Origin of the sequence: Herbidospora cretacea, from assembly GCF_001570605.1 — a bacterium.
In the GTDB taxonomy this organism is placed as follows: Bacteria; Actinomycetota; Actinomycetes; order Streptosporangiales; family Streptosporangiaceae; genus Herbidospora; species Herbidospora cretacea.
On the sequence record NZ_BBXG01000005.1, the window covers coordinates 320,078 to 345,072 of the forward strand.

Genomic DNA, 24,995 nt, shown 5'->3' on the forward strand with positions numbered 1-24,995 from the left:
CACTCCGTACTGCGCATGGCCGTCGTCGAACGGTCGCACACCAAACAACTTCACGAGGCCTGGGACGCCCCCGGCGTGTACATCCTTCTCGACCGCCCCACCCCCGAGGGAACCTGGGGCGCTTACGTCGGGAAGGCGGCGCCGAGCACGCTGAGCAAGCGGCTCGTCAGCCATCTCCGCAACCGTGACCACTGGTACCGTGCACTGCTCGTTCGCAGGGACACCGAGGACCCCTTCCACACCAGCCAGGTCGGGTGGCTCGAAGGACGTCTCTATGACGTCTTCGCGCAGGCCGAACTCGTCCAGCTGAACAATGGGAATCGGCCGCAGGACCACACCATGCACTTGGACGACCAGCTCAGCATGAACGAGTTCCTCCCGCCGATCTTGAGCGCCCTGCACCTCATCGGCCACCCCCTCACGTCGCCTACGCCAACCCGCCGATCACGGGTCAAGACCGGGCGTGTGGCATCCGTACCGGAGAGATCACACACGTTCCCCTCCCCGTCGCCCGCTTTCGACTCAGATCGTGGTCAGGAGGCGAAGTCTCGCCCGCAGGTCACCATGCTCGACCTCATGAACGCCGGCCTGCTCCGCCCCGAGACGAGACTTCAATCGACTTCTCGATCCCACCTCGCCGAAGCCACGCTCTGTGGCGACGGCCGGATTAGGTACGACGACTCGGTCTATGACGCACCGTCCGCAGCGGGCCGCGCGGTGACCGGGTACCACGTCAACGGCTGGCGCTTCTGGGGGATCGAGACGGATCAGGGAATCCGTGATCTCGCCTCGGTTCGCGGCGAGTTCGAGCGACAGGACTGGTAGTGCAGGAGATGTGCCCCGGTCGCACGCCAGAAGCGTGTGACCGGGGCAAACCACCTGCGCCACCGGGCCGGGGCTACTGCCAGCCGGGGCCTGTCTCACCGCCGTGTGTACGGCAGGTGCGTTCTTCCTCCTCGCTCAGCAGATGGGCGCGGAGGGTCTCCGTTCCGGTGTCGGCCGCCTTGTAGAGGCGGTGCCATCCGTCGATGATCAGGACGCCTCCACTAGGCACCGGTATCGCGAGCAGCGGATCGGTCAGGTCCACGCCCACGGCGTGTTCCTGGTCGATCTCGACCATCCGAAGCATCCCCATCCACTCGGAGACGGTGATGATCGCGGCCGGCCTTCTTCCTGCCGTGATCTGCTTCGCCTTCGAGACGTTCCAGCGCCAGGACAGCATCTGGAACCCCTCAACGTCCGCGCCCTCATCTCCGATGTCCGCCCGACCTCCGATGTTCACTCCGCCTCCTGACCGTCAAGCAGCCCTCGGTCATCTGATCGACGGCGAGCCCCGGTAGCTCGAGGCAGGAAAACGGATGCCGTCTCGAGGAACTCGCGGGCCGCGGAGCGCATCAGAAGGGCAAGGCCGTACTCGATGTGCATCAGCGCGAGTTCGTCCTCGGCACGGGCCGGGTCTGAGGCAGTTTCGTCGCCGGACTGGGGCGGAGTAGGGCGGTCAATCACCAGGTATGTGCCGATCCACCGGGAGTACCGCACCAGAACCTGGACGGCGTCCAGACCCTCCTCCCTGCCGTTTCGGGCGATCGTGCTCCACCAGTCCCGCAGGGTCTGTGCTCTCGCCCCGGTGACGAGGTGGCGGGCGGTGATTCGCTGTCCCGAACTGATCCGCTGGGCCAGATCATGCGCGGCGTTCTTGTGAATGGTCATCGCGCGCTCGGCCGTGGTGACCACGGGATGCGGGCCGAGAACCCGCCCAGGCGCGGCGACCGGATCGGGGCTTTCTTCTGCCAAGGGCTCGGTCATGGTGTTCACGTCCTTCGCGTCGGGTCGCTGTTCTGGGCGTCTGGGTCTCCGGTGACGGAACCGGGGCGGCGGCCACGCGAGGGCGGCTCCTCATCGTCCAGTTCCTCCTCACCGACCACGTGATCGAGCCGCTTGCCGTGTTCGACGAGCAGTCGGCCGGTGGTGTGGAGGAAGTCTCGGGCGGCGGTGCGGGCCGCGTGGGCGAGGGCGTGGTCGAAGAGGGTGCCGGGTTCGCCCGAGGCGGGCTCGGCGGTGATCCACCGACGGGCCCTGGCGCGTACCCGGCGCAACGCCAGATCGGTTCCCACGCTGTTGACAGCGAGTTGGTCGTCCACCAGCACCCACCAGGCCTCCAACTTCTGGGCGTGGGTGGCGGCGAACAGCACTTCAGACGACATTCGCGAACCGCGCTGGAGGACGGTGCACGCTTGGGCGGCTGACGCGTAGGACGCACGCCGGGCCTCGTCGATCGTCGCGCGCGTCCGCCGGTCGAGCCAGACCTGCGGGTGGGTGTCCGGGTCGTTGATCGCCTCGCGCGGCGTCTCGGAGGTGCCGTCCCGGGGTTCTCCGGATTCCACAGGAGGTGTCCTTTCTGCTTGGCAGGTATAGGAGAGGTAGGGCGAGGGCTGCCGACTACACGGCGACGATGCCGACCAGCTTCTGGGCGGTCTCAAGGAACTGCTGCGCCGCCTGACGGCTGGCCTGGCCCATGGCCTGGGAGAACAGCTCGCCCCGGTTGGTCCCCCGGGGGCGAAGCAGGCTGCGCTCGGCCTCACCGCGCGTCCGCAGGATGGCCTCAATTCCGCTGAGTCCCTCCTCGTCGATTCGGCTCACCACCTCGCGCCACCAGCGGTAGGTGCACTGGGCGACGACCAGACGGTTCAGCTGGATTGCGCGGACGTCTTCGCCCTCGGCCAGGGCATCCGCGACCTTGCGGCTCGCCTCGGCCCATTCGAAGGAGGCCTGGATGTGGTGGTCCTTGGCGAGGTCTTCCATCAGCGTCATGTGATCTCTCCTTAAGCGGTGGTGAAAGAGGGTTGGTGGGGTGGGGTCCACCGGCCTCACGGTCAGCCGGTGGACCCGTGCGGGCGGTGGCGTCAGCCGGTCGTCAGCAGGTGGAAGGCGCGGTTCTTGATCTTGTTGTTGGCGTGGTCGTCGAGGAGGGCGCGCTCGGCGCGGACGGCCTTGACGTCGCTGGTGCCGATGACGGGGCTCTTGTGGTCGAGCCGCTCGGTGACCGCGTTGTAGGCGGCCCACCGCGTGTTACGGATCGGCTCCTGGGTCGGGGCTTCGGCGAACAGCCACTCCAGCTCTCGCATGGTCAGGTCGTGGTTCTTGCGGGTGAGGTCTTTGGCGTCGGAGGCCAAGGGGTGCAGGACCGCCGCGAACTGGGGGAACTCCTTGAGGTCCATCGGGACCGCGAGGAGCTTCTCGGCCTCGGCGGCGAACGCCTCGCCGTGCCGCCAGGTCAGCCGCAGCGCGTCCCGAGCCTCGGCGATACGCCCACCGACATTGCCCGTGTGCCGAACGGCGAACTTGGCGGCGTTGTTGCGCATGGCGGCGCGTTCGGTGTTGGCACAGACCACACGGACCGGGGTCGCAACCGTGGTGAACGCCCCCATGCCGTCATGCCGGGAGAACGCGGCCAGGTATAGGTCGATCTGATCGAACCCACCGACCATGAGCGGCTCCGGCAGGCGCATGGTGATGAACACCCGGCGTCCGCCATTCAGCGAGCCGCCGGTGTCGAAGATCGCGCCTGACTCGTCCACGAGCGTCTGGAGGAAGTCGGTGACGTCCTCGTTCTGCACGATCTTGTAATCCTTGCCCACCATGCCCAGTCGCTCCGGCTCCCCCGTGACGGGGTTCGTCCGGATGACCAGGAAGTCCTCGTCGGTGGTGACGGGCTGACCGGTGACGGGGTCGGTCGTCGCGCCGACGGCGAGCTTCCGGACGTTCCACCCGGCGAGCTGGGCGTTGGTCAGGAGTTCCTCGGCGGTCATCGGGCCGGGCGCGGTGTAGCCGAGGCCGTGCCAGCCAGGCTTCCCTGCGGCGGCGAAACCAGCCGAACCGTTGGCGAAAATCTCGATTTCGTGGGCCATGACAGTACCTCCAGGTAGTGGCGATGTGGACCGGATGGGAAACCCGGCGTCGTCAGTTCGAAGGGGGGAGGTGTCGTGGGGCACCGGGCGGGCGGGCCCGCAGCGGCCCGCCCGCCCGGTGCGATTACGCGGCGGTGGCGGTGGCCGCGAGGCCGAATCGGCGGGGTCGCTCGCAGGTGAGCTGGGCCTGTCCGAGGGCGACCAGCCGGTCGAGGGCGTTGGCAACGGCACCGGACGAGGCGTCGAGAACTCGTCCGATCTCGTACGGCGTGAACTCCTTGTCGGGGTGCTCCGTAAGGTGGCCCAACACGCGATCCCGCAACGCGCCCGGCCGGACACCGCCCCCGGTCCCGCCGCCGCTGGCAGGCCGCGCCACCGCGCGGGCGGGGGCGGTGGTGGTGCCGGTCAGCACCGCGCGGGCGTTGCGGTGCACCTGAGACGCCTTGGCCATGGCCATCTCCAACCGGCCCAGGGCCGTGATCGCGTCGTCGTTGCCGTCCTTGGCGGTGACGGTCCCGATGATCAGGTCGGCCAACTCCAACAGTTCGCGCCGCGCCTGCGTCCACGCCGGGTCCTCAACGGCCGCCAGTTCCTCGGCCTCCTCCACGTCCTCGGCGTCCTCGCCAGGCGTCTCGTCGTCGGGCGTCTCGTCGTCGGGCGTCCCGTCGTCGGGCGTCTCGTCCGAGCCCGTCTCCGAGTCGGACTCCTGTTCGGACGAGGGCTCGTCCGGCGAATCGGGCATGGCCTCCGGCTCGGGCGTCTCCTCGTCCTCGTCGAGGTGGGCAGGCTCCTCCTCGTCGGCCCCCTCGGCGCTGTCGTCAACAACGCTGAGCTCAGAGGTCGCGTCAGCATCGGGCTCGGGTGCGCCCTCGATGTCGTCGGCGAGGTCCGGCTGCTCGTCCGTGTTCTCGGCGGGTTCGTCGATGTTCTCCGAGATGTCAGTGACCGGGTGCCAACGGTCGGGCGTCCGGCCCTTACCCGGCCCACTGTGGCCGCCAGGCGTCCGGACCGCCCGCCCGTCAGCTTCCAACGCGTTCAGGATCTTGCTCGCGGCGGGGCGGCCGACGTTGGCCGCCATCGCGATCTCCGTAGCGGTAGCGCCCTCGTTGGTCACCAGGGCCGCCCACACGGCCTCCTGACGGGCGTTCGCGCCGTCGGTGGCCGGAACATCGGCGCTGGCGGCGTCCAGCTCGGTGGTCACGTTCTCCGTCACGTTGATTTCGTCGGCGTGAATGGTCATTGATAAGGCCCCTTTCCGGTTACGCGTTCCGGCCGTTCGCCCGGTGCGTTTTCGTTTGGAGCTCGACCATGTCTCGCGTCGTCATTCAATGCAAGCGAATCCACGATATTTCTTTTTGCCGCGACGGCTGGAGAGGCTTACCTAATCAGATCCTTGATGAGCTGCTCGAACATCTCACTAAAGGCCAAGCAGAAATGCTTGACTTGTGCCGCCAGAGCAGGTCGTTCACGATTAACCGAACGACGGCGAACGACTCCACATTGTCCAATTCTAAAGAGGAACATCTCGTAAGATTTCTCGGCGGCATCGGGGAGTCGCACCTTCTCGCCCGGCTTTCGAGACAGGCGAGCTTCTCTATCGGGCTGCCCTGCTGCTGCGCCGGCCTCGCCAGTCGGCCGCCTGGCCGGCGAGGAGCGCAGTCGGCCGAGAAGCAGCAGGCTTCAACGGCGGGAACCACCGCCAGATGGATTGAGGACCGCACCACAACGGAAGCCGCGCACATATTTCAAACCTCGCCACAGGCGAGTCGGGGCGCCCGTCGCACCTCGCGAAACCGGCCTGACCTGCAAAATCCTCGCTTAACCAGCGAGTCGGTCTCAGCCGCTACAGCGACGGCTACCACAAAAGGCAACACCGACCGGAACGCCGAGTAACGCAGAGCTCGCCTAGTTGGACCAGCGAAAGCAACACGCTTCATATGGGCCCACCCGATCCGCCGGGTGGGCCCCAACCCTGGTAGACGCCCACCTGAGGGCGTTATATCGATGCCCGGACGACCGACCGGGGCCATGGGCCAGACCGGCCTTTTCTAAGCGGCCTGTGTGAGTAGTTCAGGACGATCCGCATACTCATACGAGTTGGACCTACGGTCACGTCGACGTGACCGCCACCAGGAGAGCGACCACCACCGCGTTTCCTCCTCCACTGCCCATAGGTCCAGCTCCGTTCTCAGCGCGGACGGAGCCGCCTCCCCCGCATCGCTCGAAATGCCCGTGCCTTCGGGGTCATCCAGCGAATTCGCCTCGTACGACATGGCCATCTCGCCGCCTAGATCAGGCTGCGCTTCGTCAGCGGCAGGGGAATCCGAATCGGCGACCAGCGCAAGCGCTTCTCGCATTTCGCCAGGTCCTGACGCCGTTATGAAGGACGTCATCCCGCGTAGCGCGATCCATCGGCGATATCCCACCACTAGGAACGCCCAGTCCCGCCATTCCCCACGGAGAGACGCCAGTTCTTTCTGAGCCCATGGCTCCTGTCCATGCGCGGACGCCTGGTCCGCGTCGTCGGTCAGGACGCCTCCCGCAGGGCCCTCGGAGGGTCCACAAGCTCTCCGTCCCTGCTCGGCAGACCGAGATCAGCCGGCGCCTCAGGCTCACGACCCAGCGGAGACGGGGCCGGGCGGTCAGCGTCCTGCTCCGGCATCCGGCCGGGCTGCTCCAGCCTGACCTCCTGGACCGTCTCGGCCTGCTCGTTCAGATCGAGGTCGGCCCAGACCGCATGTCCGCTGATCGGGTCCCCGCTCGCGCCGACCTTGGCCGCCAGCGCCGAGACTCCCGGCAGCCCGTGCCCGTTCTCATCCAGCTCGCCCCCGACCGGAGGAACGAGCCGAGGGGTCCCATAGCCTCCGAGGTCATACACGACAACCCTGGCCTGGTGGCCTGCCCGCCGCACCTCAACCACGAAATGGCCTCCGGGGTCGCCCGAGCGGGTGTGGGACAGGGCGTTGCTGACCAGCTCGGCCGCGATCCACTCCGCGTCGTCGGCCCGCTCGGTGTCCACGAACGCCTGCTTGACGAAACGACGCGCCGGTGCGGCCTGGTCTCCACGGCCAGCGAACACCCGTCGCCAGAGCAGTCCACCCTGCACACGAGTGGGTCGGATGCTCGCGATGACCCGCCCCGGCAGAGGGTCCGGGAACACTTCTTCCGGCTGGCGTCGCTCCGGGTGGTGGCTCGCGCGGTCGCCGTCCTGAGTGGACTGTTCGGTTCGCCGCCGGTCATTCGGGTCGTGATTCACCGTTGGTCACCTCCGTGCCGTCCCGGCCGTTCCGGGCGTGACCAGCACGGTCAACCACCTCCCCGCCCGAATCACATCCCCAATGGCCGCGACCGTCAGATCGTTCCGGAAACAGATCTGACCTGCGAAAACAGAACGCCCATTCGGTGGCGATCCCCGGAATGCGGCCCGTCGACATCCCCGATCCGGAGCTTGAGCCTCTCGCCCGAGCCGCCCTACCGTGCACCGGCCATCCCACCCGATCACCGGGGCGCAACCGTAGAAAGGACGTGATCATGTCGTCCACGAAGGGCTACCAGGCGCTACTTGACTGCCGTCGCCGAGGCCGTCTCCTACGCCAGCACGGCTTCAGCGTCGACCAGATCGCCGTCGTACTCAGCCTCGATCACGCCGTCACTCCCCTACGTCTCTACCGCTACGCCGCGGGACTCACTGCGGGAGAAGTCGTCGCCGCTTTCTCTCAACGGGACCCGAGCAGATGCGGGCTACGCGAAAGCCGCCTGTACGACTACGAGGCTTGGCCGGAATCCGGGCGACGGCCGCCGATCTTCGCGATCCGCCTGCTGGCGGCGATCTATCGGACTCACCCCGCGCGTCTCGTCCCACCTGCGAACGTCGCCCAATACCCCGTCCAGGAGCGCGGCGTACTTCTTGAGAAAGCAGATGGGGCCCTCGCGTTGTCGCCAGGGCCCCACCGCTCCGCAGACGGTTTCCTCAGTTCAGGAATCTCTGGAAGATCTGCCGGGCTTGGGCACTCGGCTTAGCATCGATCTCCGCCAGTCGCTCGGTGAGCTGGTCGAACGACCGGCGGACCGCCGGGAGCCGGCCAAGTTCGCCTTGGGTTGTCATGAGCTGGCACCACAGCAGTTCGCTGTACCGATCGATCCGTTCCACCGCATGCGTCAGAACGTCCAGTGCCCTGTCAGGGTCGGTCTTCCGCTCAAGCTCCGCCAGGCGGGCTGCGGCGTTCACCGCCTGAGTCATGGCGGCCTGCCGAGGCGCGGCACACCAGAGATCGTCCCGCCCGTCCAGGAGCGCCCCCTGGTAGAGGCCGACCATGAGCCGCAGAGCCTCCACCCGTGCGGCATCGTCGGCAGCGGAGCTCGCCTGCCGGTACGCGTCCTCGAACCGCCACCAGTCCACATCGAAGTAGGCCACGGACAGACGGCGCCGTACACCCGACTTCACGACGAACCGCACCTCGGCCGCGAGGCCAGTCGCGTGCCGCATGGTCGCGTTGACATCACGGATCGCCGACTCCAGTCGTCGGCCACCCCGCTCGCCTTCATCAGGCCACAAGGTGTCGATGACCGTCTGTGTCGCTTCGCCTTCCCTGGACATCGCCAGCAGGGCGAACAGATCCCGCCCCTCAGCACGGCCGAAGGCCACTTCCTTCCCCGAAACCGCCACATGCACGGGCCCCAGGACGTCGACCTTCACCCTGTGGGAACCAGCACCGGCGACGTCGATCGTGGCCGGTGGCACCGCCATTCCAGGAGACTCACTAGGCGCGTCCTCGGTGACCGGCAGGACAATCGGCTCTGGAAGTTGAGCACCCGTCGCCTCCGTAGTGGGTGCCGCCTCAAGAGGGGCACCAAGCCGGTCGTCCCCGTCGGAGCCAAGGTCAACGACTCCGACAGAAGCACTGCCAGCACCATGGAGGCGGCGCTGACGGATCGCCACCACGGAGAGCACCATCACAACGAGAACGAAGACTGCTCCCTCGAGGGTCGGCGTCGCCCGACCGCGCTGGCCTCCGGCAACCGGTCCGGTAATCGCCTCGCCTGATTCCTGGGCTCCGTCGCCGGATCCGATTTCAGGGGACGGGGCAGGGGCCGGAATAGGACGAACTGACGGAGAATCGTCGCGGGAGCCGGTTCGGTCCTTCTCCTTGCGACGTCCTTCTCTCTCGATCGCGGCAGGCTCCAAAACGGCTATGACCGGATCGAGTGGCCACTCTTGCCTCTCACCAGGTGCCAGACCCTGCTCCTTCCGAAGTGCTTCACCGGTCCGGTCGTCGTCAGAATCGGGCTCCGAGCTTGTCTTGCCAGCGTTCGATCGCTCTCGCGTATCGGCCGGCCGAGCGGCGGATTGGCGCACCGGATGCCGCCTGGACTCCTCCAACCGGCCAAGCAGGTCGGGAACGCGGCCCTGTTTGATGTCTTTGTTGACAGCCGCGCACCATTTACGGATGTCGTAGAGCTGCCGCGCCTGCTTCGATACAGAGGGACAGTAAGGTTCCGCCTTCGCCCAAGCTACCGAATATCCCCCACTAGACACATAGACGAGGGCTCCAACCAGCGGAAATAGGGCTAGCTTCCCAAACTTCGCCATTCTGCCTTTCTTTTGATTCATTACGCACCTCCGGAGGGGTTGGTTACGTCACCCTCCGGCTTATCACTCACTTTCCCGGTTCCAGACATTGGAATTGAATGCATTTACCAAAACCGCTAGTCGACCGCAGGCGCTCTCTCGCTGGCGGGGCGACTACGCTCCCCCTTGACGGCGGAGTACCCCCGCTACTCTCCCGACCATCACCCGGAGATCAGCTTCGGACTATGCTCGGCGGCGTGACAGCCGATGTCGCGACTCAGACGATTTCGGGGAGTTTCGCGCTTCCACTCGGCCCCGTGGTCAGCGGGCTTTACCGGCAGGTCTTTCGCCTGCCGCCCTTCAACACGAGCGAGGCGGGTTTCGCCGACCAGCAGGCGTACTTTCCAAAGCTGGTCGATCGTCCCGGCTTCCTACTGACTCTCGCGCGGGCTGGCGCCGAGTACGTGGGGTTCGGATACGGCTACCTCCTGGCCTCAGGCAGCCAGTGGTGGAACGGCCTGGAGGAACCGCTCGAAGAGGCGTTCACTGCCGAGACCGGAGACAGAACCTTCGCGATCATCGACTTCGGAGTCCTCCCCGACTGGAGGAACCGGAGCATCGGCCGTCTGGTCCATGACGAGTTGTTGAGCAGGTCGGGCGCCGAGCGTGCGACTCTGGCCGTCCGGCCCACAGCGACCGAAACGAAGGCTTTCTACCAGCGTCTGGGCTGGCGAAAGGTCGGCTATGAAGTCATGGACCCCCCGATCCCGTCGCCATCGTTCGACATCATGGTCTTGGAACAGATGCCGATGATCGGAAGATGAGGGACGTCACACCAATCCAGACGCCCTCATCCGGTCATCGAGTTCAGCCACTGCCTTGGTCCGTTGCCAGGGGCTGAGCAGCGCCCGCGTTTGAACCACCGAGCGCGTCAGGCGGGGAGAAGTGTTGACCAGGGCCAGATCAACGGCCTTCTGGAGATGAACGCACGCTGTTTCCGGATCTCTTGAACTCTTCGATTCGGCCAGAGCCCGAGCCAGGTCGAGATGGGCGAAGGCGAGATTGCGGCTGAAGCGCGGATCGATGTCGTCGACACTCGCTTGGGCGAGCGGCAGCGCCTGGTCCGCCTCTCCCAAGTCGAGGAGGCACAGCGTCCTGGTAGACATATGCAGCCCGTGATCGTAGAAGTGCAGCAACCCGAGGCCGCCGTCGTCCCCCGCCTTTGCGGCCAGGTCTCGTTGGGCGCGATCAAGCGACTTCATACATTGCGTGTGATCAGAACGACGACTGCCCTTGGCCGAACGGCGGGCCACGATCGCGTGCGCCCTGGCTCCGACGTCGGAGGCGTACGAGACCAGGACCTTGCTCTTGGCTCGTCGGCCCCAGGCGAGCGCGCCAAGAGCGTGTTCCACGCCGAGCCTGGCGTCACCCTGCCAGGTCGCCAACTGCGACCAGTTGGCGAGGACGAAGGAGCACATGGCGTCGTCATCGGCCTCGTGGGCCGCCGCGCGGGCCTGGCCGTAGTAATAGTCCGCACCGGCTCCATCGTTAAGGTTGAAGAGCATCCAGCCGATCGACCTGTTGATGTTGGCCAGCAGCGACAGCAGACGAGGTCGCAACCGGATGTCCGCCTGGGACAGCAGCGAACGCACGAGCTGTTGCTGGGCGAGGACGGTCTGCAGCACCGGAAGCGGTCCGAGAGCGTCCTCCTGCCGCCGGCAGTGGTGCAGGACAGCTTCGATGTGGCCGAGCGTCGCCTCGTCCAGCCGCGAGGGATCGGCGACCACACGTCCGACGCGTTCACGCTCCTCGTGGTCGAGCTGTGCCGTGAGCGGGGAAGCGGCAGCCGCGGTGGCAGCCGCACCGATCAGGCCCAGGACATCTCGCCGGTTGAAGTTCATGGCCCATCGTGCCAATGCCTGAACGGTCCGCTGGAACTCGGCATCGAGAGTTTGGCCAGGCAATATGTGCGCGGACCAGGACGGCAGAGCGGCGGTGACAGAGCCGACGTCTGCCAGCTCGGGTGACGGCCTGGCGGACAGCGTCGTCGCTTGCCCGCCAGCGGGAGGGCGGTGGTCTTCACCGTCGACCAAATCCGATGCGCGACATTGGTAGATGCGCGCAAGCTTGTTGAGCACCCCGAGCGACGGCTCGTTGCCCGCCGGTCCGGGCCAGGCTTCCCATGAGCCCAGTCTTCGGACGGTCAACGGCTCGGAAGGCCACAGCGAGTTCCATATCTCGGTGACTCGAATCTGTGTGTAGCGGTGCGCCTCCCGGAAAGCTTGCCGCGAGTTGAGGTTCCAGCGTTCGCGAAAGACCTCGGCGACCTCTTCCCAGGTCGAACCCATGTCCCGCAGTTCAGTGGACAAATGGTCCATCTGTTGTTTAACGCTGCGCAGCTTGCGCGGCATCGGCCGACCTTTCCCACGATCCGGACGGCACCTGTTTCTTCAAGGCTACCGACGCACTCATGCCATCGCCACGGCGTACAGGATTCGGCGGGCAGATCACCGATTCCTGCACAAGACACGGCCAATGCGATTTCCCCTCTACTGCAGAGGTGGATATCGGCGCTCCGACGACGTGTTCTTCGGCATGGATTCAGTCTTTGCTGAAGGGGTCGAGCGAGAGGAGGAAACGATGAACACGAGCTCGTCTGGCGCCGCCGCGACCACTCACGCCGGCCTCCGCAAGGAGCACCAGCGGTGAGGACGCTTCGAGGAGTTGTCGATCGTTTCCGCCAGCCGCAGGGGAGCCATCACCAGGGCTCATCACGCACCATTCGCGAAACTCGTCTCATCGATCGCTGCACCGGACGCCAACAGGCTGCGGAGCTCGATCGCGAGCACGTCGGCTGGTTGGTGATCTGGCTCGCCTGGCAGCGCCAGTTCTGTGCCCTGGCGCAACTGCCGGTCGACAAGCCGATCGTCATCACCGCCGGCAAGCCCGAGGAACTGCGCAACGCACTGATCGAGGCGGAGATGGCCCTAATACGGGCTGGTGTCCTGCCGCCCCCATTTGCCTTCCGACGCGATGTGAATCTCCGGCACACCGCGTCAACCGAAGTGTGGCCGAGCTGGAGATAGGTGCGGGCAGCTCGGCCGCGCACGAGGCGCGAGGGTTGGCCATTGCCCTCGTCCTCGGGCGGCGTCTCACGGCCCGAATAATGTGAGGCGCCGCCCAACTCTCCCCACGATCTCGCCCTGGCTCACAGCGAGAAGGACCCATGAGCACACAGAACGTCCTCGTCACGGGTGATGCCGGTTGCACCGGTGCTGTCTCGGCTGATTTCTCCGACCGCAGTGCGTGCAAAGACACCATGGCGCGGGTGTTGGAGGCCACTGCGGAGATCGTGGCGTGCCTGGTGCGTGAGCGGCTGGCCGGAGCGTGCATCTCAGCGCTGGGTCGCGTTGACCGCGAATGGATCGATGAGCGTGCCACCAACGATGGGGTGACACCGATGACCGATGCGGAATGGGCCTGGCTGTCGGGCCCCTGAGACCGCCGCCAAGCCATCCCGCTCGGTGCTTCCCCCGAGCACCCGCGGTGGATCTGGCGGGCGGAAGGGCGGGGTGGGGAATCGAGGGAGGGAGCTCCCCACCCCGCCATCCGGTGAAAGGCAGGCAGCGAAGCACGAACCGTCTCTCCGCCCAGATGAGCTCCCGCTGGGCCGATCGATCTGGGTTTCCGTGGCCCAGGTAATGCGGTCAGCGTGTGTGCCCCCCACGAGCGCTGACGGTCGGTCCGGCGGTTGACGGCGGGGTGGGAGAGCAGCAGCCAGGCTGCTCACCCGCCCCGCCATCCAACCAAGCCGAACGGAGAGAGCAAGTCAGGTTCTTCTCCACCAAGACAACGTGCGGCATACGACATGGGCAGTAGGGAGCACACGCGGTGACCAGCTTCTTGGCCAATACGAACGGCAGGTGCACTCTCCTGACCGATTCGTCTCCCAGCTCGGCGCGGCGGAGGACGGGAGAAGGCCGATGATCCTCGAAGAGCGAGTCGCATCCGCTGAGTTTCGTGGTGATGCCGCAGATCTGGCTATGGTGCGTGACACGGTGGTCGAGGCCATCGGCAAAGCCGCTGACATCGGAGAGGTGGCCCGAGACGATGCGGGCCTGCGCCTGTGTCTGGGGACAGGGGGATCAGTCCGCCTATTCATCGGTTCGCCGGCCCAGCCGAAGGCGCACGCCGAGGGCTCTTACACGGCGACTCTGATCCTTGAGGAGACAGCAGGGCTGTCTACCGACCAGGCGCGGGAAGCCCTTGCAGCGGTGCGGCGGATCCCGTTCACCACGACCGAGATGAACGTGCTGCGCGATCAGATGCCGTTGACGGGCGAACTGTCAGCGTTTCTGCCGCCGGGGTGTCTGTCGTCGGTGGCGCCGGTGCTGACGGTTCATCACATGACCGACTTCCTGGTGATGGTGGAAGCGGTCCTGGCGATGGGGGTTCCCGCACAGGCCATCACGGTGCTGGACAAGGGGTATCCGTACCGGCACACCGACCGGGTCGATGCCCATCTGACCCGGCAGGGCATCGCGGTGTGGCCGTGGACGGACGCGGCGAACGCCCTGGACGATCACGCCCAGCGGGCCACCGGGCTCGGCCTGCGGGGCCTGCTGGTCGACGACGGCGGTTACACGCTGCCCGTTCTGCTGGAACAGCGCCCTGACCTGCTTTCGCACTTCGTCGGCTTGGTGGAGCAGACGATCTCGGGCATCACCCGGCTGGAGCCATGGGAGGGCCGGATTCCGTTGCCGATCTTCTCGGTGGCCGAGTCGCGGCTGAAGGCGACGGTGGAGTGCTACGGCATCGCCGACGCGGCGGTCCGCAACCTGCTGCGCCTCCTGCCCGAGGAAAAGCTCGAAGGCCAGCCCGCCCTCGTGGTCGGGTTCGGTCGGATCGGCGAGCACATCGCCGACGTGCTGAGATCCCGCCGCATGCGCGTGGCCGTCCACGACCGGCAGTTGGTTCGCCTGATCGCGGCCCACGAACGCGGGTTCCTCACCAACCGGTGCCTCAGCACGCTCCTGAGCGATCACCGCCCCCTGCTGATCGTCGGCTGCACCGGCCGGACCGGTCTACGCGGCGAACACGCCGCCGCCATCACCCGGAACTGCTACCTGGTGTCCACGACCTCCCGCAACCGTGAGTTCGCGGTCGCAGAACTGACGGATGAGGCACGGAGAGTCACCGACGAAGGGGTCCTGGGAACCCGGCTGCACCTACCGTCGGGCGCCCAGGCAACGCTCGTGGGCGACGGCTTCCCCATCAACTTCCACCACGCCGAGTCGCTGCCGAACATGTACTCCGACCTGATCCTCGCCAGCCTTCTGGTGGCCGCCTCGACCCTCGCCGCGCCTGATCACGGCTTCGCCGCCGGGCATAACGTGGCCGCCTCCGATCGGGTCCTGGAGTCCTGTGGCCTGCTTGAGCGCTACTACGCACGCTTCGGCCCCGAGGCCCTGCGATGATCACCGCCCAAGGCGAGCGGCTCTTCACCGCCCAAGACGCCAGCGGCCTGCTCAGCCCAGGGGTCGTCACCAGCGGAGCACGACGACGGGTCTGGCACGAAGAACACGACCCGGCCGCCGCTGTACGACTCGCGCTGACCTCGGCCCGGCGCTCTTGGGTCGAGGCCGTGGCCATCGCCCCTACCGGCACGGCACTCGCGCGGACCGGCCTGGCGCTGGCCTTCTCCAAACACCTGAGCACGGTCCGGGGCCGCCGCAGCGGAGAAGCCGCGTGCGTGACGAGCCCGCTGCCACCAACACTGCCCAAACCTCGGCTGCTCCGCATCCCCCACTTGGTCACCGCCGCAGGACCCGACGGAGTCTGGGGAGACACCGTGGTCTGGGAGGTCATGACCGCAGAACGGCTCGGCTCCTGGCTGGACCGTGGTCACCCGATCAATCTGCAAAAAGTCGAAGCGTGTGTGCCCCAGCTGATCGCATTGCGCCGTGCCGTGCGCGAGGGCACCCTCCCCGACACACCGGCCAGTCGCGTACTGCGAGAACTGCTGCGGACCCGCTACCTGTCGATCCGCCTGGTACTTCAGCACCAGGCCCTGTTCGATTCCCTGCTCTCGACCAAGGAGACCCACCCGTGAGCAACAGCTGGACCTCGGCATCCGGGGCTGATCTGTCGGCCGGTTATGCCCGTCACGCCGGTAGGTTGCGCGGCGCGCTCCGTCACGCCCTGGTCGCCCGCGCCCTGCGCACCAACCTGCCCGCCGACCCCCAGCAGGTCCTGGACATCGGCGGCGGCGACGGCCACCAGGCCGTCCTGCTCGCACGGGCCGGACACCAGGTGACCCTGCTGGACCCCGACCCGGGCATGCACAAACGGGCCGCCGACCGGCTGGCAGCCGAAAGCGACCAGGTCCGCGCCCGAGTCACGCTGGTTGAAGGCACCGCTGACCAAGCAAGGGACCTAGCCGAGAACGGCTTCGACCTCGTGTGCTGCCACGGGGTGCTCATGTACGCCGAAGACCCGCACACGTTCCTTAACGACCTCGCAGCGGCGGTCCGGCCGAGCGGCCTGGTGTCACTGCTGACCAAGAACGCGAACGGGCTGGCCATGCGTCCCGGGCTGGAGGGCCGGTGGGCGGACGCCGTCGCGATCATGGGCGCCGGTTCCGTCGAGGGCAACCTCGGGGTGAGCAGCCGGGCCGACACCCTCACCGCGGTCGAGACGATCCTCGGCGAGGCCGGCGTGACGACCTCCCAGTGGTACGGGGTTCGGGTGTTCACCGACCATTTGGGCGATGCCCCGGTTGGAGAAGGGTTCGACTACGTTCTGGAGGCCGAATGGCAGGCCGGGTGCCGTGACCCCTACCGGCAGATCGCCCGCCTGTTCCACCTCATCGGGCGCAAACAATGACCACTACTCTCACGATCAGGGGCGCCTGGTCGGCCGCCCGCCAGAACTGCGCCCCGGGCTGTTTCTCCTACCACGCCTCGTGGCGGCTGTTCCGGCTGGCGGGTCTGAAGGGCAATCCCCGCTGGCACGGCGCCTTCTACAGGCGGGCCCTCGACGACAGGCAGCCGTCGACGGCCTTGGTGTGCGGTTCTTCAGACGAGACCATGCCGCAGATCCTCACCGAGCTTCAGCCCGACATTCAGATCACGGTGGCCGACACCTGCCCCACCCCGTTGACTCTCATCAACGCCTGGGCGAAGAAGACAGGCGCCCGAGTCTCCACCCTTCGATCCGAAGCGCCGCAGCTCGACGGAGTATCCGGGGCTTTCGACCTGATCGTCACCGACGGGCTGCTGTCGCTGCTGCCCACTTCCGCCGACCGCGAAGCAGTGATCGCCCGCCTGGCAGGCCTGTTGTCCGAGGACGGCCTGCTGCTCTACACCACCCGCATCGCCGGTCCGGCCGGTCACCTGGAGTACGACCGGATCGGCCGCGCCGGACAGGCTCTTACCGCCGCGACCTGGCCTGTGGCCTCGGCTGAGCGGGTACAGCTCGCCCGGCAACAGCTACGCCGTCTCTCCAGGCCCAGCCCGTTCACCTCTCCCGACCAGATCGCCGACGCTTTCCGCAGCAGCTTCGGCCAGGTTCATCTGTTCACCCGTAGCGCGCCTCCCACGATCGCCTTGGCTCTCCACCCGGCCTTCCTGACTGGACGCGGCAGCCTCTGCGTCGGCATAGCCGCCACCCAACCGAGGCACCCATGACGGCCTCGATCAACACCATCGCCTACTCGCCGGGGACCGCCCTGGACGAGGAACTCGCGGACCTTGGGTACGCCGCCATGTGTGGCTGGCCTGACCAGCGGCCGGTGACCTCCGCTCTGGTGCGCTCCCGACTTCGCCCCAGCGGCAACGCCCAGCCGACCACCGTGCTCCTGGCCCGTCTCGGCGACGGCACGCTGGCCGCTGCGGCGGCTCTTCGGTATGCCGCCGGGCCGGGTTCATCGGCCCGTCTGTGGGGCCCCATCGTCGCGCCCGATTGCCAGAAGCGCGGACTCGGTACGGCACTGCTACAACAGGCGACCGCACTCCAGCCCGACGGGCAGACGATCCTGCTCACCGCCGAGATCCCTGAAGCCCGGAAGCACGGCTACGAGTTCTTCGAGAAGGCCGGATGGCAGCCGCGCTCCACCGCGGCCCTGCTGAAAGCCGATCTCGGCTCACTGCCGCCTCTCCTCGACCGCGACTGGGTGAGGGTGCGGCGGGCCGAAGCCGCTGACGCCGACGCCGACGCGCTGAGCCGCCTGTACCAGGCTCTTCATCCCGACCACGGACGGCAGATCGCTCAGGACACCTACCGGCGCTGGAGCGCAGACGAAAGGTTCGTCTCCGACGGCCTGCTCATCGTGGATGGACCTGGCGGCGACCTCTACGGGGCGGCCCTCATGTATCCGCTGGCCCACGACGACCCCGCAGAACCCGCCGAGGCGCTACTGGCTGACGTGCTCATCTCCCCGGACATCGACCGGACCGAGGTGGCCCCGCCGCTGATCGCGGCCGCTCTCACCGCAGGGGTGCGTCATCACGCCGTCGTGGCTCGGGCGATCGTCCCGGACAGTGATCCTGCTCTGCGGGCTGACCTGCGCTCGGTCGGTCTGGCCCCGGCAGGACAGATCCGCTACTTCCAGGCTCCTGCCGGTCCCATCCGGAGGGGCCCGTGACCTCCCCACCCACCCTGCAGTTAACGGTGATCCTCCTCGGCCCGCCCGCAAGTGGAAAGAGCACCTTGTCCCGGCAGCTTGTGGACAGGTGCAACGCGCGGCTGTTCCGCCTGCGCGAATACGTCCAGAGCCTCTCCGAAGCCGGATCCGCGGCTCTGGACGGTACGAGCCGTGACTCGCTCGGCTGGCTCCCCGACGAGGTCGCCATCCAGCTGGTGCACGACGCCGTCTCCGGCCCGTATCGTCCTGCTGACACACCGGTGGTGTTCGAGGGCTACCCCGGCAACGGGCTCCAGGCCCGCCATCTGGCGGACTTGTTGATTCGCCTGGACACCCCGGTGACAGCGATCCACCTCCGCGCCGATTGGCCCACCGCCCAGCAACGCGCTCAACTCCGGTGGGTGTGCCGCCACTGCGAGCCCGCGAGCACGGGCCATCCGCATAGGCCTGCCCAAGCCACCGCCACCAGTGCCTGCGCCAGCTGCGGCAACACGCTACTGAAGCGTCAAGACGACGCTCCAGAGCGGCTTTTGGCTCGCACCCAGCGCTTCACCACCTGCCTGCCTGAGATCTACACCGCCCTCACCGGCCACGGGATTCCCTGGCGCACGATCGACAGCCGCCATCCCGCCGACGAAGTCCTCTCGGCAGCTTTAGACGCGGTCTCCACCTCCCCATCGACCAGGAGCGGCCAGTGACTTCCGTCGACCTCCCCATGCCAACGATCAAATCCAGAGGTGACGCCTACGGCCACGCCAGGATGCCGGCCTCCGCCGACGACCCCGAGGTCAGGCGTATCGACCGGGTGCCTTACGGCCGGTTCCGGAACGTGTACCTCTACATCACCGAGGCGTGCCAGCTCCGCTGCGGCTCCTGCTACATGGGCCAGCGGCTGGAACGCGCCCTGAAGATGCCCTTCGAGGAGATCCGCAACAACCTCACCGCCTGGCGCCAGATGGGCGGCTCCAAGCTCACCATCCTCGGCGGCGAACCCACCCTCCACCCGCGCTACGAGGACACCATCCGACTAGCGGGCGAGCTCGGGTACGAGCACGTCATCACTACCAGCAACGGCCTGGGCCCGGCCGCCAGGAAGTTCCGGCGTCTGGAGCCGTCCGACTTCGCGTACGTGCAGATCAGCATGGACGGCGGATCACCCGACACCCACGACGCCGTCCGCGGCGAAGGCACCTTCACCACCACGCTAGAGACCATCCGGGAACTGACCGAGCGCGGCTTCGACACCCGGATCATCTGCACCGTCAACAAGGCCAACCAGAGCGACTGCCTGAACCTGCTGAACATCGCCGACGACCTCGGCGTCAGCCTGGTCAAGTTCCACGTCTTCTCCGTCATCGGCCGCGGCCACGACAACGAGTCCTGGGGCATGAACCCCACCGAGTGGCTCCAGTTCTGCGACGAACTCCCGCCGATCGCCGCCAACCACCAGACCCGTGTCTGGTACCAGCCGACCTTCGCCCGCCGCTCCGAAATGCCCCGTTACGAGGCGGAGGGTTATCGCGGCTGCATCGGCCGGACCTTGGACCGGATCTCGATCTTTCCCGACGGCCGCGCCTACGTGTGTTCCTTCCTGTTCGACACCGAACTGAACTACGCCACCAGCACGAACGGCCAGATCGAGATCAACAAGGGCCCCAACGAGTTCGACCTGTTCACCGGAGCCCTCACCAAAGCCGCCTGCGGCGACTGCAAGGCCACCGCCTCGTGCATGGGCGGCTGCCCCGCCGAGGAACTCATCGACGGCGCCGCCTCCTGCACCGAGCCGGACATCGTCCCCGTCTGCCGGTTGTGGAAATCCACCCCGGCCAACTGACCCACCAAGGAGCACCTATGTCGAGCGAGCGCTACAAGACCTGCGTGGACCTGCACCTCATCCTCCGCCAGGGCGACCAGGTCCTGCTGGGCCAGCGGCAGAACACCGGCTACGCCGACGGGTCATGGCACCTGCCCAGCGGCCACCTCGACCCCGGCGAGTCGGCCAGCCAGGGAGCCCTCCGCGAAGCCGCCGAAGAAATCGGCGTCACGATCGAACCCGGCAACATCCAGTTCGCCCACCTCATGCACCACTACACCAACGACGCCCGCACCGCCCTGTTCTACGAGGCCGAACAGTGGACCGGCGAGATCACCAACATGGAGCCCGACAAATGCGCCGAGTGGCGCTGGTTCCCCCTCGACGCGCTCCCCGACCAGATGATCCCCTACGCCGCCGAGGCCCTCGCCCACTACATCAAGGGCGACGTGTACTCCGAGCGCGGCTGGTCCTGACATGACCAGCATCGTGGACCTCGCCTGCTTCAGCTACCTCGCCGCCGCGCGCCTGCTCACCGTCGACCGCTACCCGGCGGCCGACACCGGCGCCGAGGTCCACGATGCCCACCAGTCCCTGGCTGGCGACGGACCCATCACCGCCATCACCGCCGCCAGCCAGGGCCTGCGGGTGACCCTCAGCGGAAATGACGTCGGCGAAGACACCGTCGGACTCGACCTCCTCGCCCAACTCGAGCGCTATGAGGTCCGCCACCGCATCTCCACCCGACCTGAGACGGTCACGCCGAACCTGACGGTGATCACCGACAGGATCGGCACCAGAACGTGGTTCGCCCATCTCAGTTCGGCGACCGCTGACCTTCTCGGAGCGGACCTGTCCCTGCTCACCCCCGCCCGACTCGCCTACATCGACTGCTACGAGATCATCACCGACGCGGCCGTCCGAGCCATCCGCCACGTCACCCGTTCAGGCGGCCCGCTCATGCTGAACCTCGGCGGCGATCCGATCCACCCGGCCATCCAGAAAGCCGCTGTCGGCACCGACCTCGTCGCCGTTCAAACCAGCCTCCCCGACGACGAGGCGAACACGGCCGAGACCGTCGCCGACCGCTTCTACGAACAGCTTCGCCCACAGGTCGCGCTCGTGACCCTTGGCCGATACGGCGTGATCGCCCGTACCGAGACCGGCTTTCACCACGAGCCCGCAGGCACCGGGCCGATTGCGCACACCCACGGAGCCGGTGCCGCGTTCTCCGCCGGATTCGCCGTCGCCCATCTCGCCGGCAGCGACATCAAGGACTGCCTGACTCACGCCTGCCGGACCGGCACCGAACACTGCTCGCCCAGCCCGTCACCACTGTCTCTTCCACACTAGGAGAACCAGCATGACGTTGATCGACTCCTACACTCCGGCCCTGCGCGAACTGGACTGGAACAACGCCGCCCAAGTCGAGGCAGTCACCGGGGACCTGCTCTCCGCCCTGGCCCAGGACACGAGCGCGCTGCGGCAGGCCGTCGAAGCGGTGTCCGGCGACGAGCACCTCCAGAGCCTGTGCGAGCACTACGACATCCTGGACAAGCTCGTCCTGCACGACGACCCGTCCGGCTTCCGCGTCAGGCTCCACCTGTTCGGCCCCGACCACTACGACCGGCCCCACAACCACCGCTGGACCTACTCCGCCCGCCTGCTCTCCGGCAGCTACACCCACACCCTGTACGGCACCGAAGACGGCTTCGACGACACCACCGACGTCGCCGCGCTCCAGCCCCTGATGGTCCGCACCGAACAGCCCGGCCCCGGCTACACCCTGCACCACAGCATGGTCCACGCCGCCGTGGCCCAGCCCGACACCGTCTCCCTCATCGTGCGAGGACCGGCCGTCAAGGACCGCTTCCTCGTCACCGACCGCACCACCGGCCAGGTCTGGTGGCAGTACGGCGCCGCCACCGAGTCGGCAGTCGAGGCCGCCGCCAAGCGCATGTCCCCCGCCATGATCGCCGACTGCACGGCTCGGTTGGAGAAACTCGCCCTCATCTGACCAGCCGTAACCTGCTGTTCGGGCCACAATCGGCTCGCTGGTTGAGCGGTGGGCGGAAGTCCCGCCCCGGACCCAGCTCACAGCGCCTACCGGCTGCCTTAACCCCCAAGCCATTCTCTGTGCAGGAGATGGGCCTACCTCGCCACATCCGCCGTCAACTGGCGTCTGGTGACACCACCGTGATCTGCGGCATCGGCATCTTCTCAACGAACCGCAGTTTGGAGACCTCAGGGAAACAGATGGGTCTCGGCTCCACCGGCGGCTTCGGCTTCTTACCGTCCGTCGCTTGCCACTTGATCTTTGTCGTCTGCTCCACCGGGTCGGTCACACCCACCCAAACGGCCGGACGCCCACCTATCGGAGCCTCGGCCGCGCTGTACTCCTTCCCATCGAGTTCGGCATGGACGAGCGGTACTTCGCTCTGAGCGATACGGAGATTCCCCTCGATGATCAGCGTTTCCAGAAGAATGCGCTCACCGAGCGCTTCGTCGATGAGCTGGTAACCAAGGACCGCGAGGGGAACCCCCACGGTGAAGCTGGTCACTTCCTCTTTGTCCGGGTGCTCGTGGGCCGTCATCTGAATATGGCCCACGACGTCAGGGTGGTTCAAAAGCTCGAGTGCCAGGAAAGCCATCGGGCCCTTGTCCAGTCCCTCCTTGTCGAATACCGGCACGTGCGGTTCGGCCTCGCCGCAGATCCCCGTCCCGTCCGGCCTTCGAGCGAGCGCTGTGCAAGACGTCGGGTCGTACCCGATCGCTTCGACGTAGAACTTCGTGCTGACCGGCTTGCCATCCACCTCGATGGTCTTGGGCTTGAGCGCCCTGACCGTCGGCGCGTGCTTCGCGATCTTCGCCAGGGCCGGCGCCGAGAAGCCCGCTTTCGAGACGATCAGAAGTTTGTCGGTCGGCAAATCCTCGTGTTTTTGAATCAGTGATTCGACCTGCGGGAGATTGAGCGGACGGGTCCGCTCCGACACCTCGATGCCGATACAGATCGGCTCTCCGTCGAACTTCCCCTCTACGACGACGTCGACCTCGCGGTAGACACCCGCCGACCGGTCGTACAGTTCCTTGGATTCCGTGACGGTCGCCCCTGTATCCGCGTAAAGCTCACGGACGAGACGGACCACGACTTGAAAGGGCGTCGAACGCTTCGGCATAGCCAGAAAGCATAACCCTCTCCCTGGAGTCCCTGATAACTCAACAAATGGACACAAATCGTCACGATAGGACATCCAAGATTGAATATCAGGAGAATCTCCCGACCCGCTGTTTGCCGGGGTTCGCGCTCCCACTCCCCTGGAGAGACCTCGTTTCACTCCGGGGGAGTTGCCCGCTTCACCTCAGGCAGAAGATCTGGGGATCAGCGCGCTCAGATCGACTCGCCCTCACGGTCAGGGAGGTAGCTGGACAACCTCGTTGCCGATTAGCAGCGGCCAAGCGAGCCGTTATGCGGTGAGGACGAAGAGCGCGCCGGTCAGGTACACACAGCCGACGATCGCGACAGCGACGCCCGCCACCACTGGGATCCAGGCGGACAGGGCGGCGGCCGAACTGCCTCTCAGACTGCGGCCAAGCAGGCTGTAGCCGCGGATTGTGGCGACGCCTACCGCAGTGAGTGTGCACGCAATGCCGAGGCCGAACACCAGGACAAGGATGACCACGTCGAGGGCGCGACCGGTGAGCAGGCCGCTGACCAAAACGACGAAAGCCGACGGTGAGGGCAGCAGGCCACCCGACAGGGCCAGCGCGATCAGCCCCTTCCGAGACCACGGGTCGGTGAGCACGTCACCATGCCCGTGGCCGTGACCATGTCCGTGCCCATGGCCATGACCGTGTCCGCGCCCATGGGCGTGCGCCCTTTGGCGGAGGTGGCGGATGGTCAGGTGGACACCGACCCCGATGACGACGACGGCGGCCACGACCTGCATCCAGGCGGTGATGGACTCCGTGCCCATTCCGGCGATGTCGGAGACGCCGACCCAGAGCAGCGCCAGAACCAGCACGGAGAACGTGTGCATGATCGCGACGATGACGCCGAGTCGGACGGCGTCGCGGTAGCGGCCGTGGACACCGACCAGATAGGCGGCGGTGACGCTCTTGCCATGCCCGGGGGCCACGGCGTGCATGGCGCCGACGCCCAATGCGATGGCCAGCGTCAGCCAGAACGCGCCACCGCCGTCGAAGAACGCGACGAACCGGCTGTCGAAGCCGTTGAGACCCGTCATGCCGACTTCCTCCTGCTCCGTACCCGCAGCACGACCATGACGCCGATCCCGACGGCCACCACAAACGTCAGCCAGAGGGCGACGACGATGGTGGTCGCGGGGACTCCAGGGCCGGAGAAGCTCAGGTGCTGGGTCGTGGTCTTCGAGGTGAAGAGCATCTGTGCCTGTTCGACCGGCGGCTCGAACATGAGCACGGTGCGGTAGTTGCTGTCGAGGTCGGTCAAGGCCTTCAGGGTGACGTCGAGTTCGTCGACCGGCTTGCCGCAGGCATAGCTGAACTCGACGCCGTTGTCGGTCACCCCGACCAAAGATGCCATCTTCCCCGGGCACGGCTTACCGTCCTGCGCCACCGCGATGCTGCTGAGCAGGTAGTCGCGGACGACGGAGGAGCGCTCCAGCTTCTCCTCGCCGGTGAGCTGGGGCGCGGCCTCCTTGAACGCGCCCTTGGCGGTGCCGAGGGCGAACCAGTCGTCGGCGCTCGCGCTGTAGTGGATCGCCACCTGCGTACCGGTGGCGCTGATCCGCGCCGTCGGCGGCGCACCGAAAGGATGCGCGGAGGCGGGCGCGGCGAGGCCCGCCATGACCGGCAGTACGGCCGCGACGAGCAGCACGGCCGCCACCGCGCGGGTTGGGATGTTCACGCGTTCTCCTGCACGAACCCGGCTTGATGATCAACTCGTGATCTTCAGGTGGCGTCCGGGAGGAGGGACAGGCGGAGTGTCGCCGCCCAGAAGAGCGAGCGATCACATTCAGCCAGGTGCCGTCGGCGGGCGTGCGACGAGAGAGCAACCAGCGAATGAACGTCCGATTTGCTCCT

The 24,995-nt window shown here is 66.8% G+C and carries 26 protein-coding genes; 14 read left to right on the forward strand and 12 right to left on the reverse strand.

Features of this window, described 5'->3' with window-relative positions; translation table 11 throughout:
- Positions 1-15: 15 nt before the first annotated feature.
- Entirely contained in the window at positions 16-825 is an 810-nt protein-coding gene (locus tag AW270_RS12455; RefSeq protein ID WP_169807300.1) for a restriction system modified-DNA reader domain-containing protein, read from the forward strand.
- 73 nt (positions 826-898) lie between these two features.
- On the opposite strand, the gene AW270_RS12460 is transcribed toward AW270_RS12455, so the two are convergent.
- From AW270_RS12460 to AW270_RS39505, 8 genes are all read right to left on the reverse strand, one after another.
- Positions 899-1,282: a hypothetical protein gene (locus AW270_RS12460; protein WP_061294079.1), complete on the reverse strand. Its 384-nt coding sequence runs from the start codon at positions 1,280-1,282 to the stop codon at positions 899-901.
- The gene (locus tag AW270_RS12465) at positions 1,279-1,815 is read right to left on the reverse strand and encodes a hypothetical protein (RefSeq protein ID WP_157521889.1); all 537 of its coding nucleotides are present in this window, start codon (positions 1,813-1,815) and stop codon (positions 1,279-1,281) included. The genes AW270_RS12460 and AW270_RS12465 overlap by 4 nt, the downstream gene beginning before the upstream one ends.
- Positions 1,812-2,384 (reverse strand): hypothetical protein, encoded by a 573-nt coding sequence (locus AW270_RS12470; protein ID WP_061294083.1) that lies wholly within the window; start codon positions 2,382-2,384, stop codon positions 1,812-1,814. The genes AW270_RS12465 and AW270_RS12470 overlap by 4 nt, the downstream gene beginning before the upstream one ends.
- Positions 2,385-2,439: 55 nt before the next feature.
- Positions 2,440-2,811 carry a hypothetical protein gene (locus AW270_RS12475; protein WP_061294085.1) on the reverse strand — a complete coding sequence of 124 codons (372 nt, stop codon included), beginning with the start codon at positions 2,809-2,811 and terminating at the stop codon, positions 2,440-2,442.
- A gap of 92 nt (positions 2,812-2,903) precedes the next feature.
- Entirely contained in the window at positions 2,904-3,908 is a 1,005-nt protein-coding gene (locus AW270_RS12480) for a DUF932 domain-containing protein (protein WP_061294087.1), read from the reverse strand.
- Positions 3,909-4,032: 124 nt separating this feature from the next.
- A complete protein-coding gene (locus AW270_RS12485; RefSeq protein WP_061294089.1) occupies positions 4,033-5,148 on the reverse strand; it encodes a helix-turn-helix domain-containing protein in 1,116 nt (371 codons plus the stop codon).
- Positions 5,149-6,435: 1,287 nt separating this feature from the next.
- Positions 6,436-7,164, reverse strand: coding sequence for an ATP-binding protein (locus AW270_RS12490; RefSeq protein ID WP_082801501.1), 729 nt, complete (start codon positions 7,162-7,164; stop codon positions 6,436-6,438).
- 714 nt (positions 7,165-7,878) lie between these two features.
- Entirely contained in the window at positions 7,879-8,604 is a 726-nt protein-coding gene (locus tag AW270_RS39505) for an AfsR/SARP family transcriptional regulator (protein ID WP_169807302.1), read from the reverse strand.
- A 1,130-nt stretch (positions 8,605-9,734) separates the two neighbouring features.
- Here AW270_RS39505 and AW270_RS12500 point away from each other — a divergent pair.
- Positions 9,735-10,301 carry a GNAT family N-acetyltransferase gene (locus tag AW270_RS12500; RefSeq protein WP_169807303.1) on the forward strand — a complete coding sequence of 189 codons (567 nt, stop codon included), beginning with the start codon at positions 9,735-9,737 and terminating at the stop codon, positions 10,299-10,301.
- 6 nt (positions 10,302-10,307) lie between these two features.
- Here the strand turns inward: AW270_RS12500 and AW270_RS12505 are convergent, their stop codons facing one another.
- On the reverse strand, positions 10,308-11,888 hold the full coding sequence (locus AW270_RS12505; protein WP_157521891.1) for an NsdA family TPR-like regulatory protein: 1,581 nt from the start codon (positions 11,886-11,888) through the stop codon (positions 10,308-10,310).
- A gap of 294 nt (positions 11,889-12,182) precedes the next feature.
- Here AW270_RS12505 and AW270_RS12510 point away from each other — a divergent pair, with 294 nt between their 5' ends.
- The 12 genes from AW270_RS12510 (at position 12,183) to AW270_RS12565 (ending at position 21,951) form a co-directional block, all read left to right on the forward strand.
- Positions 12,183-12,563 (forward strand): hypothetical protein, encoded by a 381-nt coding sequence (locus AW270_RS12510; RefSeq protein WP_061294100.1) that lies wholly within the window; start codon positions 12,183-12,185, stop codon positions 12,561-12,563.
- Between the two features lie 140 nt (positions 12,564-12,703).
- Positions 12,704-12,976, forward strand: coding sequence for a hypothetical protein (locus tag AW270_RS12515; RefSeq protein ID WP_061294102.1), 273 nt, complete (start codon positions 12,704-12,706; stop codon positions 12,974-12,976).
- 484 nt (positions 12,977-13,460) lie between these two features.
- The gene (locus AW270_RS12520) at positions 13,461-14,954 is read left to right on the forward strand and encodes a Rossmann-fold NAD(P)-binding domain-containing protein (RefSeq protein WP_157521893.1); all 1,494 of its coding nucleotides are present in this window, start codon (positions 13,461-13,463) and stop codon (positions 14,952-14,954) included.
- Positions 14,951-15,589 carry a hypothetical protein gene (locus AW270_RS39510; protein ID WP_061294106.1) on the forward strand — a complete coding sequence of 213 codons (639 nt, stop codon included), beginning with the start codon at positions 14,951-14,953 and terminating at the stop codon, positions 15,587-15,589. The genes AW270_RS12520 and AW270_RS39510 overlap by 4 nt, the downstream gene beginning before the upstream one ends.
- Positions 15,586-16,362, forward strand: coding sequence for a methyltransferase domain-containing protein (locus tag AW270_RS37655; protein WP_063819185.1), 777 nt, complete (start codon positions 15,586-15,588; stop codon positions 16,360-16,362). The genes AW270_RS39510 and AW270_RS37655 overlap by 4 nt, the downstream gene beginning before the upstream one ends.
- Positions 16,359-17,165 (forward strand): class I SAM-dependent methyltransferase, encoded by an 807-nt coding sequence (locus AW270_RS12535; RefSeq protein ID WP_061294110.1) that lies wholly within the window; start codon positions 16,359-16,361, stop codon positions 17,163-17,165. The genes AW270_RS37655 and AW270_RS12535 overlap by 4 nt, the downstream gene beginning before the upstream one ends.
- Positions 17,162-18,121: a GNAT family N-acetyltransferase gene (locus AW270_RS12540; protein ID WP_061294112.1), complete on the forward strand. Its 960-nt coding sequence runs from the start codon at positions 17,162-17,164 to the stop codon at positions 18,119-18,121. The genes AW270_RS12535 and AW270_RS12540 overlap by 4 nt, the downstream gene beginning before the upstream one ends.
- Positions 18,118-18,819 (forward strand): adenylate kinase family protein, encoded by a 702-nt coding sequence (locus tag AW270_RS12545; protein WP_061294114.1) that lies wholly within the window; start codon positions 18,118-18,120, stop codon positions 18,817-18,819. The genes AW270_RS12540 and AW270_RS12545 overlap by 4 nt, the downstream gene beginning before the upstream one ends.
- The gene (locus tag AW270_RS12550; RefSeq protein ID WP_061294116.1) at positions 18,816-19,955 is read left to right on the forward strand and encodes a radical SAM/SPASM domain-containing protein; all 1,140 of its coding nucleotides are present in this window, start codon (positions 18,816-18,818) and stop codon (positions 19,953-19,955) included. Before AW270_RS12545 ends, AW270_RS12550 begins: the two co-directional genes overlap by 4 nt.
- Before the next feature lie 17 nt (positions 19,956-19,972).
- The gene (locus AW270_RS12555) at positions 19,973-20,410 is read left to right on the forward strand and encodes an NUDIX hydrolase (protein ID WP_061294118.1); all 438 of its coding nucleotides are present in this window, start codon (positions 19,973-19,975) and stop codon (positions 20,408-20,410) included.
- 1 nt (position 20,411) lies between these two features.
- The gene (locus AW270_RS12560) at positions 20,412-21,287 is read left to right on the forward strand and encodes a carbohydrate kinase family protein (RefSeq protein WP_061294119.1); all 876 of its coding nucleotides are present in this window, start codon (positions 20,412-20,414) and stop codon (positions 21,285-21,287) included.
- A 10-nt stretch (positions 21,288-21,297) separates the two neighbouring features.
- Complete coding sequence (locus AW270_RS12565) at positions 21,298-21,951, forward strand: hypothetical protein (RefSeq protein ID WP_061294121.1); 654 nt, start codon at positions 21,298-21,300, stop codon at positions 21,949-21,951.
- A gap of 154 nt (positions 21,952-22,105) precedes the next feature.
- Here the strand turns inward: AW270_RS12565 and AW270_RS12570 are convergent, their stop codons facing one another.
- From AW270_RS12570 to AW270_RS12580, 3 genes are all read right to left on the reverse strand, one after another.
- Positions 22,106-23,110 (reverse strand): hypothetical protein, encoded by a 1,005-nt coding sequence (locus AW270_RS12570; RefSeq protein WP_061294123.1) that lies wholly within the window; start codon positions 23,108-23,110, stop codon positions 22,106-22,108.
- Between the two features lie 288 nt (positions 23,111-23,398).
- Complete coding sequence (locus tag AW270_RS12575; protein ID WP_061294125.1) at positions 23,399-24,178, reverse strand: HoxN/HupN/NixA family nickel/cobalt transporter; 780 nt, start codon at positions 24,176-24,178, stop codon at positions 23,399-23,401.
- The gene (locus AW270_RS12580) at positions 24,175-24,819 is read right to left on the reverse strand and encodes a hypothetical protein (protein ID WP_157521897.1); all 645 of its coding nucleotides are present in this window, start codon (positions 24,817-24,819) and stop codon (positions 24,175-24,177) included. The genes AW270_RS12575 and AW270_RS12580 overlap by 4 nt, the downstream gene beginning before the upstream one ends.
- Between the last annotated feature and the right edge of the window lie 176 nt (positions 24,820-24,995).

Bases quoted from the DNA above. Each gene is read 5' to 3' on its own strand.
- AW270_RS12455 (WP_169807300.1), top strand. From the start codon at position 16: ATGGCCGTCGTCGAACGGTCGCACACCAAACAACTTCACGAGGCCTGG.
- AW270_RS12475 (WP_061294085.1), bottom strand. From the start codon at position 2,811: ATGACGCTGATGGAAGACCTCGCCAAGGACCACCACATCCAGGCCTCC.
- AW270_RS12480 (WP_061294087.1), bottom strand. From the start codon at position 3,908: ATGGCCCACGAAATCGAGATTTTCGCCAACGGTTCGGCTGGTTTCGCC.
- AW270_RS12485 (WP_061294089.1), bottom strand. From the start codon at position 5,148: ATGACCATTCACGCCGACGAAATCAACGTGACGGAGAACGTGACCACC.
- AW270_RS12505 (WP_157521891.1), bottom strand. From the start codon at position 11,888: ATGCCGCGCAAGCTGCGCAGCGTTAAACAACAGATGGACCATTTGTCC.
- AW270_RS12515 (WP_061294102.1), top strand. From the start codon at position 12,704: ATGAGCACACAGAACGTCCTCGTCACGGGTGATGCCGGTTGCACCGGT.
- AW270_RS12520 (WP_157521893.1), top strand. From the start codon at position 13,461: ATGATCCTCGAAGAGCGAGTCGCATCCGCTGAGTTTCGTGGTGATGCC.
- AW270_RS39510 (WP_061294106.1), top strand. From the start codon at position 14,951: ATGATCACCGCCCAAGGCGAGCGGCTCTTCACCGCCCAAGACGCCAGC.
- AW270_RS12535 (WP_061294110.1), top strand. From the start codon at position 16,359: ATGACCACTACTCTCACGATCAGGGGCGCCTGGTCGGCCGCCCGCCAG.
- AW270_RS12540 (WP_061294112.1), top strand. From the start codon at position 17,162: ATGACGGCCTCGATCAACACCATCGCCTACTCGCCGGGGACCGCCCTG.
- AW270_RS12555 (WP_061294118.1), top strand. From the start codon at position 19,973: ATGTCGAGCGAGCGCTACAAGACCTGCGTGGACCTGCACCTCATCCTC.
- AW270_RS12560 (WP_061294119.1), top strand. From the start codon at position 20,412: ATGACCAGCATCGTGGACCTCGCCTGCTTCAGCTACCTCGCCGCCGCG.
- AW270_RS12565 (WP_061294121.1), top strand. From the start codon at position 21,298: ATGACGTTGATCGACTCCTACACTCCGGCCCTGCGCGAACTGGACTGG.
- AW270_RS12570 (WP_061294123.1), bottom strand. From the start codon at position 23,110: ATGCCGAAGCGTTCGACGCCCTTTCAAGTCGTGGTCCGTCTCGTCCGT.
- AW270_RS12575 (WP_061294125.1), bottom strand. From the start codon at position 24,178: ATGACGGGTCTCAACGGCTTCGACAGCCGGTTCGTCGCGTTCTTCGAC.